This is a genomic window from Variovorax sp. Sphag1AA, from assembly GCF_014192575.1.
In the GTDB taxonomy this organism is placed as follows: domain Bacteria; phylum Pseudomonadota; class Gammaproteobacteria; order Burkholderiales; family Burkholderiaceae_C; genus Variovorax.
In genome coordinates, this window is the sequence record NZ_JACHYC010000008.1 from 271,928 (window position 1) to 284,571 (window position 12,644).

Genomic DNA, 12,644 nt, shown 5'->3' on the forward strand with positions numbered 1-12,644 from the left:
CGTCATGTCACGCGCACCGGGAAGCGATGCTGATACCAGCCGGCCAATGCGGTGATCAGCAGCGACACGCTGAGGTAGGCCGCGCTCGCAAACGCAAAGGATTCGAAGCTGCGGAAGCTCGCGCTTTCCACTTGCCCGGCCTGGTACATGAGTTCGGCGACACCAATCACCGTGGCGATCGAGGTGTTCTTCCACAGATTGAGCGTCTGGGAGATCAGGGGCGGCACGGTGACCCGCAGGGCCTGCGGCAGCACCACGCGCCGCATCGTGGCGATGAAGCCGAAACCCAGCGCGCGGCCGGCTTCGAACTGCACCGCCGGAATGGCGCGGATGCCGCTGCGAATGTCCTCGGCCATGTAGGCCGCGCTGTACAGGGCCAGCGCGATCACCGCGCTCACCGCCTCGATGTTGCGCGCATACAGCCATTCCTTGAATGCAGTCGGCAGGAGCTCCGGCGCGCCGAAGTACCAGAACAGCATGTGGGCCAGCAGCGGGATGTTGCGGATCACTTCCACATAGGCGAAGCCCAGCCGCTGGAGCCAGCGCACGGACGACAGGCGCAGCAATGCCACGACGACTGCGATCGGCAGTGCAAGGATCAGCGAGGCCACCAGGAGTTGCAGCGACAGCCACAGGCCCGCGACCAGCATGTCGTGGTAGCGGCCGCTCAGGAGCAGTGAGTAGTCGAACAATGGAATGTGACGGATGGCGCGCGGTTCGCTCCGCGCGCGGGGTGTGCCATCGTACGCGCGCCGGGGTCTCGCCCGGCCGGGGTCACTCGGTGATCTTGTCGGTCTCGAACCGGAAGTCGCGGCTCTGGAAGCCAGAGGCCGTTTCGGGGCCATACCACTTGACGAAGATCTTCTCGGCCTGACCGGACTTCTCGAGGTCGCGCAGCGTGTCGTCCACCACGGCCTTCAGCGCGGTTTCGCCCTTCTTGATGCCGATCGCCAGCGACTCGGTGCTGAGGTTCTGCTTGAGCACCGTGTATTGCGCCTTCTGCGGACCCAGCTTCGCGTAGCTGCGCAGCAGCGCGGCTTCGTCATCGACATAGCCCACGCCCTTGCCCTGCTGGAGTGCCTGGAAGGCCTGCTGGCTGGTGTCGAACGTGACCACGTCCACCCCCGGCACGGCCTTGCGCAGGTTGGGCTCCTGCGTTCCGCCACGGATCGTCAGCACCTTCTTGCCGGCCAGTTGCGGCACTTCGGTGATGCCGCTGTCCTTCTTGACGAGGGCCTTCTGGCCGGTGACGAAGGTGGTCAGCGAAAAGTCGATCTGCGATTCGCGTTCCTTGTTGTGCGTGAGGCCGGCGGCGACGAGGTCGACGTGGCCCTGCTGCAATTCGGGAATGCGCGCGGCCACCGCGATCTGCTTGAGCTTCGGCTTCACGCCGATCTTCTCCGCGATCGCGTTCACCAGGTCGACTTCGTAGCCGACGATCTGGCGGGTCTTGGGATCGACGAAGGTAGCGGGCTCATCGGTGCCGAGCACGCCGACCACGAGTTCGCCGCGCTTCTTGATGTCTGCAAGCTGGTCGGCATGGGCGCTGAGCGAAGGCAGCAGCGCGACGGTTGCGAGCGCGGCGGCGATGAAGTGACGGCGCATGGTTATCTCCTTGAGTTCAGACAGCGACGATACCAAGCAACGTCGCCGGGATGAAATCGACAATGCGAATAAGCAAATGGATGAGTGACCGTCCCGTCCGGGTTCCGCAAAGCCGCGGAGCACCGAAGCAAATGCGAAACCCTTCTTTGGCGTGATCACCGGTCGGCTCTAACGTGCCCGCTCCAGAGTTCGCACAAACGACAGGAGCCTTCGCGTGAACACTCGCATCAACCCACTGAAAGCCTCCCGCTCCGCCGCCCTGAAGGCGCAGCTGGACCATCCCGTGATCGACACCGACGTGCACGTCAACGACTACGCGCCGGTGCTGGAGGACTACATCGCGCAGTACGGCGGACCGAAGCTCGTCGATGCGCTTCGCAAGGCGCTGGGCGGACGTTTCGCGACCCGCGACAGCGCCGGCAAGGACTGGTACCAGCAGACACCCGCCGAGCGCCAGCACCATCGCACGCTGCGCTCGCCGTGGTGGGCCCGCGTGACGCGCAACACCTACGACCTCGCGACCTACACCATCCCCGCGCTGCTGTACGAACGGCTCGCCGAGCAGGGCTCGGACTATTCCGTGCTGTTCCCCAACGATGTGCTTTCGCCGGCCGCCGCGGGCACGGACTACCGCCAGCCGCTGCACCGCGCACTGAACCACTTCCATGCCGACCAGTACAGACACTACGCGGACCGCCTCACGCCGGTGGCCGGCATCCCGATGCACACGCCGCAGGAAGCCATCGAGGAGCTGGAGTTCGCCGTCAAGACGCTGGGGCTGAAGGTGATCAACATCCCCGGTGGCGTGCGCCGGCCCATCCCGGCGATTGCCGAGAAGTACCCCAAGGACCAGCATCCGGAGATCGCAAAGCATGTTGGCTACATCGATTTCTACGGCATCGACAGCCCGCATGACTACGACCCGTTCTGGGCCAAGGTGGTCGAGCTCGGCGTGCCCGTGACCACGCACTACGGCAGCCAGGGCTGGACCGGACGGCACTCGATCAGCAACTACATGTTCAACCACATCGGCCACTTCGCCGATGGATCGCAAGCCTTCGCGAAGGCGCTGTTCTTCGGCGGCGTGACGCGCCGCTTCCCGGGTCTGCGCGTGGGCTTGCTGGAAGGCGGTGCGGACTGGGGTTCCCATGTCTACACCCACCTGGTGGACCGATGGGAAAAGCGCAACCGCGAAGCCGTGCGCAACTACGACCCGTCCGAGGTCGACGTCGAGCTGCTCGCTGCACTGTTCGAGCAGCACGGCGGCGAGCTGCTCCAGGGCCGGTCCGTCGACAAGTCGACGCTGGTGCGCGATAGCCTCGGCATCTCCGCGCTGCCGCACAGCCGCGAGCCCCGCGCCGACGAGATCGACGACTTCGCGCTGGCCGGCATCGAGAAGGTGGATGACATTCGCGCGCGCTGGGTCGACCCCTTCTTCTTCGGCTCGGAGGCGGACGACCGCACCGTCGCCGCCGCCTTCAACCATCGCGTGCATCCGGGCGGCGTGACGGTCAATGCGATCTGGTCTTCCGACGTCGGCCATTGGGACGTACCGGAGTTCACCGAGCCCTTGGCCGAGACATGGGACCTGGTCGAACAGGGCGTCATCTCGCGGCAGGACTTCCGCGCATTCGTGTTCGGCAATCCGCTGCGCTTCTACACCGAGGCCAATCCGCGCTTCTTCGAGGGCACCGAAGTCGGCCGCCAACTGGGCAAGGTGTCGGATGCCTGATCCGCAATTTCGCAAGGACTCTTCGATGCGCATCTCACGTTTCGCATTCCTGCGCCGGGGCGCGGCCCTGGCCGCTGCCTGCCTGTTCGGCGCGCTGCCCGCATATGCGGCGCCCGATGTCATCCGCATCGGCATTGCCACGGCCGGCGGCGGCGATCCGGTCACCTGGGGTGGCTCACCCGGCGGAGTGGCGCAGAACCAGCGGTTGCTGGAAGACGAGTTCAAGGGCTCCGGCACGCGGATCGAGTGGGTCTTCTTCAAGGGAGCAGGTCCGGCAGTCAACGAAGCGCTCTCGAACAAGCAGATCGACTTCGCCTACCAGGGCGATCTCCCCTCGCTGGTCGGTCGCGCCAACGGGCTGAACACCCGGCTGCTCCTTGCCAGCGGCACCCGGAACAACCTGTACGTCGTCGTGCCGCCGAAGTCCGGCATTCATGAGATCAAGGACCTGAAGGACCGCCGGGTTGCCATCTTCCGCGGCACCAATGGCCATCTGGTCGCGATCAACGTGCTGGCGGCCAACGGCCTGGCCGAGCGCGACATCAAGGGCGTGCATCTGGATACCGGCAGTGCGCAGGCCGCGCTGGTCTCCGACGGCGTGGACGCTGCTTTCGGCGGCTACGAATGGTTCAAGGTGCGGGACCAGGGACTGGTGCGCGTGGTCTATTCGACGCAGGGCAAGGATCCGTCGCTCACACGCCAGGCGGCACTCGTGGTGCGCGGCGATTTCGAACAGGCCAACCCGGCAGAGGTCCAGCGCGTGGTCGACGCGTTCGTGCGTGCGGCGCGCTGGGCATCCGACGAGAACAACCGCGCGGCGCTCTTCGAGATCTGGGCCAAGAGCGGCACGCCGGTCGCGTCGTGGCAGGCGGAGTTCGATGGCCAGTCGCTGGCGGCGCGCAACTCCCCTCTGCTCGACGCCTTCGTGCTCGGCCGCTACAAGGCCGTGGTCGAAGACGCGCTGAAGCTCAAGCTCATCCGTCGCAGCGTGACGGTGGATGACTGGTTCGAGCCCCGATACCTTCGCGCGGCGCTCAAGAAGCAGGGGTTGGAGAACTACTGGACGGCCTACGACGTGGCGGGGAAGCCGGTCGTTGCGAATGCGTCCGTGGCTTCCAGTGCGCGCTGACTGAACGGCACCATCGGTCCGATCACGTCGTGGGCGCGCCGCAACACAGGACGCATAAGCTAAGCCGGTTTTCGAGTTTCGGGAAACCACGCTTGCGGCCAGACTAGGCGCCTCGTCTTCACCGCCTCGTCTGCCTGTCTCCCGGATGCCCATCGACCCTTCTCCTGCGCGCCAGCTTCACTTCGGCATCTTCCTGTTCTCCATCGGCTATCACCCGGGCGCGTGGCGCCTTCCGGGCGTGAGCCCGCAGGCTTCGCATGATCCGGCGTTCATCGCGTCGATCGCGCGCAAGGCCGAGGACGCCAAGTTCGACTTCTTCTTCCTCGGCGATGCGCTCGCGACCAGCGCCGAGCAGCAGTACGTGTTTCCGTCGCAGACGGTACGGCTCGAGCCTTTCACGATGATGGGCTACGTGGCCGCGCAGACGCAGCGCATCGGCCTCATCGCGACCGCGAACACGACCTACGCCGACCCCTATCACATCGCACGCCAGACCGCCTCGCTCGACCACCTGAGTCGCGGGCGACTGGCATGGAACGTCGTGACCGGGGCCGACGAACGCGCCGCGAAGAACTTCGGCCGCGACCACCATTGGGAAAACAGTCGCCGCTACGATTACGCCGAAGAACTGGTCGAGGTGGTCTCGAAGCTCTGGGATTCGTGGGAGGACGACGCACTGATCGGCGACCAGGAGGCCGGGTTGCTCGTCGATCCGCGCAAGCTGCACACGATCGAGCACGAGGGGAATTTCTTCCAGGTCAAGGGGCCGCTCAACGTCGCGCGGCCACCGCAGGGGCAGATCCCGCTCGTCAACGCCGGCACCTCCGCACGTTCGCGCGCATTCGGCGCCGCGCGGTCCACCGTGGTCTTCGCGGGCGTGCCGACCTTCGAGGCGGCCCAGTCCTTCTATGCGGAGATCAAGGCCGGCGCGATCGCCAACGGCCGCCGCGCCGAGGACGTCTCGATCCTGCCCGGCCTCGTGCCCTACGTCGGCCGCACCAGCGACGAGGCCTATGCGCTCTACCAGCGGCTCAGCGGGTTGATCGCAGCAAAGCTCGACATCGCGGCGCTCGAGCGGGACCTGCACATCCCGCTCACCGGCCTCGGCGGCGACGACCCTTTCCCAGCCTTCGACGAGACCGATGCCTCGTTCGCGCTCGCGCGGCTCTTCATCACGCAGGCGCGCAAGCTCAATCGGACGGACCGGCCGACGGTTCGCCATGTCTTCGAATATTCGATCGCACGCGGCCGAGGTCACTTCCTGGCCATCGGCAGCGCCGAGGAAGTCGCGGACACCATCCAGCACTGGTTCGAGAACGGCGCAGCCGATGGTTTCAACGTCTGCCCGCCGCACCTGCCGGGCGGGCTCGACGACTTCATCGGGCTGGTGCTGCCGATCCTGCGCGCACGCGGGCTGTTCCGCGAAGACTACGAAGGCGACACCTTCGGCGCGCACTTCGGCATAGGCGCGCGACCTGCGAGCCGCTTTGAGGGCACCGGTGCAGCCGCGCAGGCCGAGCACGGCCGCATCACCGAGACGCATCATCGTGTCGTCTGAGGCGGTGCCAGCGCGGCGCCTCCGCGCTCTGCCAGCCATCCCGCTGGCGCAGGGGCTGACCGTGCTCGTACTGCTGCTGGCCTGGGAATGGGCCGTGCGCTCCAACACGGTCAACGCGCTCTATCTGCCCGCGCCAACGGCGATCGTCGAGAGCTTCGGGCCGCTGCTCGCGCAGGGCCGCCTGCTGCATCACACAGCGGTCACGCTGGCCGAGTTCGCGGTGGGCTATGCGGCGGCGGTCTTCGGCGGGATCGGCCTCGGTGTGCTGCTCGTGCTCGTGCCGTCGGCGGAGCGCTTCGCGCATCCTTTCATCGGCGCGCTGATGTCGGTGCCCAAGGTGGCCATCGTGCCGCTGCTGGCGCTCTGGCTGGGCATCGGCTTCACGCACAAGGTCGCGATCGTCTTCCTCTTCGCGGTGTTCCAGATCGTCTACAGCACGGTCGCAGGCATCAAGCAGACGCGGCGCGAGCATCTCAAGGTGGCCCGGGCCTTTCGGGCGAGCACGCTGCAGACGGTGTTCAAGGTGATCCTGCCTTCGGCGATGCCAACCATCTTTGCCGCGCTGCGTGTCTCGGCCTCGGTGGGGCTGCTCGGCGCGCTGTTCGCCGAGATGCTGTCGTCCAAGGAAGGCCTCGGCAACCTGATCACGCGCTCCACCGCCTCACTCGATACCGCCGAGACCTTCGCGCTGATCGCGCTGGTCACGCTGCTCGCGGTGGCGATGATCGCCGCGCTCGATCTGCTCGAGCGGATGGTTTTCCTGCGCTGGCGGGCCGCCTGAATCGCCGCGCGCCCTTCGCGTTCTTTCGTTCTCCTTTCGGATCGATCCATGACCTCTCTCTTTTCGCTCACTCCCATTCCGCGCGCGCACGGGTTGCGTCGCGCGAGCCTCGCCGCGCTGGCGATCGGCGTGGCGCTCCTCGCGGCGTGCTCGCGCCAGGAGCCTGAACCTCGCGTCGCCGCGGCGCCGGCCCCGGCAGCCGAAGCGGCAGCGCAGAAGGTGCGCTATGCGGGCTATCCGGGCGTCACCGGCCTCGGCGTGCAGCTCGGCATCGAGAAGGGCTTCTTCAAGGACGAAGGACTCGCGCTCGAATTCATCACCACGCAGGACGCGGTCGCGGGCCTCGCGAGCGGTGACATCGATGTGGCCGACTGGAACACCACCGGCGCGATCGTCGCGGCGGGCAAGGGCGCACCGCTCACGATCGTCGCGTCGATGTTCCGGCACGTCGGGCCGTTCTATCTCGTCGGTGCGCCGGATGTGCCGTCGGTTGCGGCGCTCAAGGGCAAGACAGTCGGCTCTGCCGCGTTCGGCACCGGGCTCGACGTGTATGCGCGCACGATCCTTTCGAAGGAAGGCGTGCCACTCGACAGCGTCTCCTTCGTTGCCAACGGGGTCAACGCGGCGGCACTTGCGACGGTCGAGAACGGGTCGGTCAGCGCCACGATCATCCACGAGCCTTTCGCATCGCTCGCCGAGCAGACCGGCAAGGGCAAGGTGCTCGCGGCGGGCTACGACTACCTGCCGCGCTTTCACACCGGCGTGATCGTCGCGAACAACCAGTTCATTGCCAACTCGCCGCAGGTTGTCGAGAAGTTCCTGCGTGCCTACTTCCGCTCGAACGAATACGCGAAGGCGAACCTCGACGAGTACAAGGCCTTCTATGCCAAGCGGCTCGGCGTCGACCCGAAGGTCGCCGACGCCGCGGTGCAGCGCGAACTGCCGATCTGGGCCAACGACCCGACGGTGTCGCTCGACGAGATCCGCGAGACGCAGCAGATCCAGCAGGCACTGGGTTTCCAGAAGGAGATCTACGACGCCGCGAAGTTCGTGAACCTCGCGTTCATCCCCAAGCCACCGAAGCCCTGAGCTCCGTTCCATCGATGGCCGATTTCGTTCTCGAGTCGCTGGGCAAGGTCTTCGACGGACCGACGCCAGTCACCGCACTGCAGGGCGTCGACCTGCGGGTGCGCGCTGGCGAGTTCGTCTGCCTGCTTGGTGCGAGCGGCTGCGGCAAGAGCACGCTGCTCGACATCCTCGCCGGGCTCGAACGGCCGAGCAGCGGCAAGGCGCTTTTCGATGGACGGCCGATCCAGGGCACCGATCCGCGCAGGGGCCTCGTGTTTCAGGACCCGGCGCTGATGCCGTGGCGCACGATCGCGGAGAACGTCGGGTTCGGGCCCGAGTTGCGCGGCCTCCGTCGCCGCGAACGCCGCGCGCGCGCAGTCGCAAGCCTCGCCCGCGTGGGGCTGGCCGGCTTCGAGGATGCCTATCCACACCAGCTCTCGGGCGGCATGCGGCAGCGCGCGGGCATTGCGCGTGCGCTTGCCAACGAACCCGAGGTGCTGCTGATGGACGAACCCTTCGGCGCCGTCGATCACCTGACGCGCGTCGCGCTGCAGGAGGACCTTTTGCGCCTGTGGGAGCGCGAACGGCGCACCATCGTGTTCGTGACGCATGACGTCGGCGAGGCGGTGTTCCTGGCCGACCGCGTGGTGCTGCTGTCGCCGCGGCCGGGCCGCATCCACCAGATCTTCGACATCACGGTCGGGCGGCCTCGCGAGCGCGGCCAGAAGGCGCTCATCGAGATCGAGGCGGAGGTCTATCGCGCGATCAATGCGCGGCAGCAGTGAAGACTTAGTCCACGCCCCGCAAGACTGGGGCCCCATGACTTTGGTCACTTCCCAGCCCCCCGGCCGTCCGCCTAAGATGGCCGCCATGGCTGCTGTCACACCTCTGCCGCATGCCACGCCGGGCATCCTGGTGGTGGACGACCACGATCTGGTGCGTCTGGGCCTGCGCGCGCTGCTGCAAGCCCAGAGCGGCAGCATGCCGGTGTACGAAGCACGCAGCCTGGCCGACGCGCTGGAGCTCTACGCTGTCCATGCCGCGTCCCTTCACCTCGTATTGCTCGATCTCGACCTGCCCGATGCCCAGGGCCTCGACGCCCTGGTGCGCTTCAGGCGAGCCTTTCCACACTCGCGCGTGATCGTGCTCTCGGGCACGGGCAGCCCCGCGTTGATGCAAGGTGCGCTGACGCTGGGCGCGCAGGCCTTCCTGCACAAGTCCGGCCATCTGGGCGAGGTACTGCGCTACGTGCGCGACCACGACCTGGCCGGGTCGCCGGATGGGCCGCCGGCGTGGACGCCCGAAGCCCCGGCCAACGACCGTGCGGCGGCTGCAACGTCCGCGCAGCAACTGACCCCGCGCCAGGTGGAGATCCTCGACTGGCTGCTGGCCGGCAAGTCGAACAAGGAGATCGCGCAGCTGTCGCACTTGAGCGAGGGCACGGTGAAGAACCATGTGTCCACCCTGCTGCTGCTGTTCGGCATGCGCTCGCGAGCCCAACTGATCAGCGGCTTGAGATGAGTCACCGTCAGCCACGATGAGTGACGCGCCGCCGCCCGAGTTGGCCCAGCGCGTGCTGCGCGAGCAGGTGGCAGCGGTCCACGCCAGCGCGCCGGCGGCCTATCTCGCGGACCTCCTCACCGCACAGGCGCTGGGCATCGGCCTATTCTTCGCAACGTGGCGCTGGCAAGTGCTGCTGTGGATGGCGCTGCATCTGGCGCTGACCCTGCGGCGCGCCTACCGGCGCTATCAGCGCAGTCCCGATGCGGCGGACCACCCCGAGTACTGGGCACGTTTCAACGCTCGCAACGTCCTGCTGCGCTCCAGCGTCTGGGCGTTGGCGCCCTGGCTCTGCATTCCCCCCGGGCGGCAACTCGGTCCGTGGGTCATGCTGATCGTCATGATGATGGGCTGGTGTGCCGGCGGTGCCCTGTCGCTGGCCGTTCTCAAGCGCAACATCCCGCGCTTCATCGTGCCAAGCATGAGCAGCCTGACCGTGGCGCTGGCCTGGCGCGGCGACAGCACGCACCTGTTCCTGGCCGTCGGCTGCCTGCTGTACATGGGCGTCATCATCACGTTCGCGCTGCAGCATCACCGGCTGCTGACCGCGTCGCTGACCATGCGCTTCGAAAAAGAGGCACTGGCCGAGCAACTGAGCCGACAGATTGCCGCCACCCAGCGTGCCAGCGAGGAGAAGACGCGTTTTCTTGCCGCAGCAAGCCACGACCTGCGCCAACCTCTCCACGCCATCGCACTGTTCGGTGCCGTGCTCGAGAAGGAGCTGCAGGGCCGCGAAGAAGGACAACACGCTGCGCGACTGATGGATGCGGTCGGCGCACTCGGCCAGTCGCTCGATACGCTGCTGGACATCTCGCGCCTCGACGCAGGCGAAGTGACGTCGGAGATCCAGCCGGTGGCGCTCAATCCGCTGTTCCTCTCGCTCAACCATGTGTTCGCGGCACAGGCCGCCGACCGGGACCTGCAACTGCGGCTGCGCGCCACGCCATGCTGGGTGCTGAGCGATCCGCGGCTGCTGCAGCGCCTGCTGTCCAACCTGGTGGACAACGCGCTCAAGTACACGCCACGCGGCGGCGTGGTCGTCGCCGCGCGTACGCGTGGCTCGCTGGTATGGATCGACGTGCACGACACCGGCATCGGCATGGCGAACGAGCACCTCGGTCACATCTTCGACGAGTTCTATCAGATCGGAAATCCGGGCCGCGACCGCGCGCAGGGGCTGGGCATCGGCCTGTCCATCGTGCAGCGGCTGTCGCGCCTGCTGGCGCATCCACTGCATGTGCATTCGCGTCCGGGTCGCGGCAGCCGCTTTCGTCTGGTGCTGCCGGCCGTGTCGGCCCTCGGCGCCCTGCCGGCCGCGGCACACTCAGGCAGTGCGTTGCCTTTGCCGCGACGCGTGCTGGTGATAGATGATGAAACAGCGATCCGCCAGGCCGTGACCGAGTTGCTGCAGGCCCACGGCGTGGCTGTTCACGCAGTGGCCAGCGAAGCCGAAGCAGAAGCGGTGCTGGTGCAGTCCACGCAAGGCGGTGCATCCATCGAAGCGCTGCTGTGCGATGTGCGGCTGGCCGACGGCGCCGACGGATTGGCCGCCGCGCAGCGGTTGCGCACGCGCTTCGGCCCCGGCCTGCCCGTGCTGTTGATCACCGGCGAAACAGCGCCGCAGCGGCAACAGCAGATGCACGACTCGGGCCTGCGCGTGCTGTTCAAGCCGGTGGCTGCCGACAGGCTGCTGCAGGCCCTTGCCGCGCTTACGTTGCGCGACCAGGCACACGCGCACACGCTCTCCTGATTGCCGTTGTCTCGCGCCACGCGAGGATGACTTTCGGCACTGGCCCACGCGGGTCGCTTCACCTACCTTTGGAGCCTTCTCATTCACATGGACAAAGGAGGCTCCAACATGAAGATCAGTCGTCCCGCCTTGATTGCACTCAACCTGACGCTGGCGGCTTGCGGCGGTGGGAACAGCGGCTACTTCCCCGTGTCATCGCCTGCATCCTCATCCACTGCACAAGGGTCTCAGGCTTCACCGTCCACGCAAAGCAGCGCCGCCACCGCGCCGACCATCGCCAAGCAGCCGGCCGCCGCCACCATCGGCCAGGGCCTGCCCGCCACGCTGGCGGTTCAGGCCACAGGGGCGACGGCCTATCAGTGGCAGCGCAGCGTTGATGGCGGCGCCAACTGGGTCGACATCGCCGACGCCACTCACGACAGCTACACCACAGCCGCCAACCAGGTGTCCGATAGCGGCCAGCAACTGCGCGTGCGAGTGACGGGCGCCGGCGGCAGCGTGACAAGCAATGCGGCCACGCTGACCATCAAGCCCTGGGTCGCCACTGCATTGGCAACGACGGGGGTGACCTACAGCCACCCCTATCAACTCGCGCTGGATGCAAGCGGCACGAACCTCTACGTGGCGATGGGTGGCAACGGTTCGATCTACAAGATCGACACGGCCAGCGGCAGCGGCGCCGAAGTGACCCCGGGGCTGACCATGAACGCGCCGTTCGGCCTGGCACTGGCGGCCGATGGAACCCTGTACGTGAGTGACCAGCACCGCATCAACAAGATCGCCGCCGGCGCGACGACCTTCAGCACCTGGGTGGGCAGCGGCACCAGCGGCTACGCCGACAGCCCGGCCACGCCGTTGTTCAACACCCCGGCCGGCATCGCTGTGGACGCCACGGGCAATCTGTTCGTCGCCGACCTGGAGAACAAGCGCGTGCGCAAAGTCGCGGCCGATGGCACTGCGAGCACGTTCTCTGGTGATGGCGTGCAGGCGTACCTCGATGGCGTCGGAACGGCCGCAGAGTTCGCTCGGCCGCAGGGCCTGGCGATCAGCCGCGACGGAAGCACGCTCTACGACACAGACACCGACAGCCCATGCCTGCGCAAGATCGACGTGGCCAGCGCCAAGGTGAGCACGCTGCTGGGCGATTGCGCCAACGGCAACGCGGGCGCTGGTGTGGTTGACGGCACGGCCGCCTCGTCGGCCAAGCTCGGCTATTCCTACGGCGTGACGGTGGATGCGCACGACAACGTGTTCCTGACGCACGCCTGGGATGGCGTGGCTCGCGTGGTCACGCCTGCGGGCGAGATCAACACATTGCGCGACAGCACCGGCACGGCGCTGACGTTCAACTTTCCGATCGGCGTGGCGGTGGCCGCCGACGGCACCATCTACGTCGGCGCGTCCAACGGCAACCAGATCTTCAAGCTCACGCCGGCGCAATGACCACCTAAAGCTCGCAGG

11 protein-coding genes are annotated in these 12,644 nt (G+C 66.9%); 9 read left to right on the forward strand and 2 right to left on the reverse strand.

What is annotated here, in order from left to right:
- Positions 1–2 precede the first annotated feature (2 nt).
- A complete protein-coding gene (locus FHW64_RS29315; RefSeq protein ID WP_184532110.1) occupies positions 3–698 on the reverse strand; it encodes an amino acid ABC transporter permease in 696 nt (231 codons plus the stop codon).
- 76 nt (positions 699–774) lie between these two features.
- Positions 775–1,605: an ABC transporter substrate-binding protein gene (locus tag FHW64_RS29320; protein WP_184531904.1), complete on the reverse strand. Its 831-nt coding sequence runs from the start codon at positions 1,603–1,605 to the stop codon at positions 775–777.
- Positions 1,606–1,819: 214 nt separating this feature from the next.
- Here FHW64_RS29320 and FHW64_RS29325 point away from each other — a divergent pair, with 214 nt between their 5' ends.
- From FHW64_RS29325 to FHW64_RS29365, 9 genes are all read left to right on the forward strand, one after another.
- Positions 1,820–3,337 carry an amidohydrolase family protein gene (locus FHW64_RS29325; protein ID WP_184531906.1) on the forward strand — a complete coding sequence of 506 codons (1,518 nt, stop codon included), beginning with the start codon at positions 1,820–1,822 and terminating at the stop codon, positions 3,335–3,337.
- A 25-nt stretch (positions 3,338–3,362) separates the two neighbouring features.
- Positions 3,363–4,466 (forward strand): ABC transporter substrate-binding protein, encoded by a 1,104-nt coding sequence (locus FHW64_RS29330; protein WP_184531908.1) that lies wholly within the window; start codon positions 3,363–3,365, stop codon positions 4,464–4,466.
- Positions 4,467–4,611: 145 nt separating this feature from the next.
- A complete protein-coding gene (locus tag FHW64_RS29335) occupies positions 4,612–6,024 on the forward strand; it encodes an NtaA/DmoA family FMN-dependent monooxygenase (protein WP_184531917.1) in 1,413 nt (470 codons plus the stop codon).
- Positions 6,014–6,805, forward strand: coding sequence for an ABC transporter permease (locus FHW64_RS29340; RefSeq protein ID WP_221210541.1), 792 nt, complete (start codon positions 6,014–6,016; stop codon positions 6,803–6,805). The genes FHW64_RS29335 and FHW64_RS29340 overlap by 11 nt, the downstream gene beginning before the upstream one ends.
- Positions 6,806–6,853: 48 nt before the next feature.
- Positions 6,854–7,894 carry an ABC transporter substrate-binding protein gene (locus FHW64_RS29345; RefSeq protein WP_184531918.1) on the forward strand — a complete coding sequence of 347 codons (1,041 nt, stop codon included), beginning with the start codon at positions 6,854–6,856 and terminating at the stop codon, positions 7,892–7,894.
- Positions 7,895–7,908: 14 nt separating this feature from the next.
- Positions 7,909–8,658, forward strand: coding sequence for an ABC transporter ATP-binding protein (locus FHW64_RS29350; protein ID WP_184531920.1), 750 nt, complete (start codon positions 7,909–7,911; stop codon positions 8,656–8,658).
- A gap of 85 nt (positions 8,659–8,743) precedes the next feature.
- Positions 8,744–9,394: a response regulator transcription factor gene (locus FHW64_RS29355; RefSeq protein WP_260306456.1), complete on the forward strand. Its 651-nt coding sequence runs from the start codon at positions 8,744–8,746 to the stop codon at positions 9,392–9,394.
- Between the two features lie 16 nt (positions 9,395–9,410).
- Positions 9,411–11,183 carry a hybrid sensor histidine kinase/response regulator gene (locus tag FHW64_RS29360; protein ID WP_184531922.1) on the forward strand — a complete coding sequence of 591 codons (1,773 nt, stop codon included), beginning with the start codon at positions 9,411–9,413 and terminating at the stop codon, positions 11,181–11,183.
- A 108-nt stretch (positions 11,184–11,291) separates the two neighbouring features.
- Positions 11,292–12,626 carry a hypothetical protein gene (locus tag FHW64_RS29365; RefSeq protein ID WP_184531923.1) on the forward strand — a complete coding sequence of 445 codons (1,335 nt, stop codon included), beginning with the start codon at positions 11,292–11,294 and terminating at the stop codon, positions 12,624–12,626.
- The last annotated feature ends 18 nt before the right edge of the window (positions 12,627–12,644 follow it).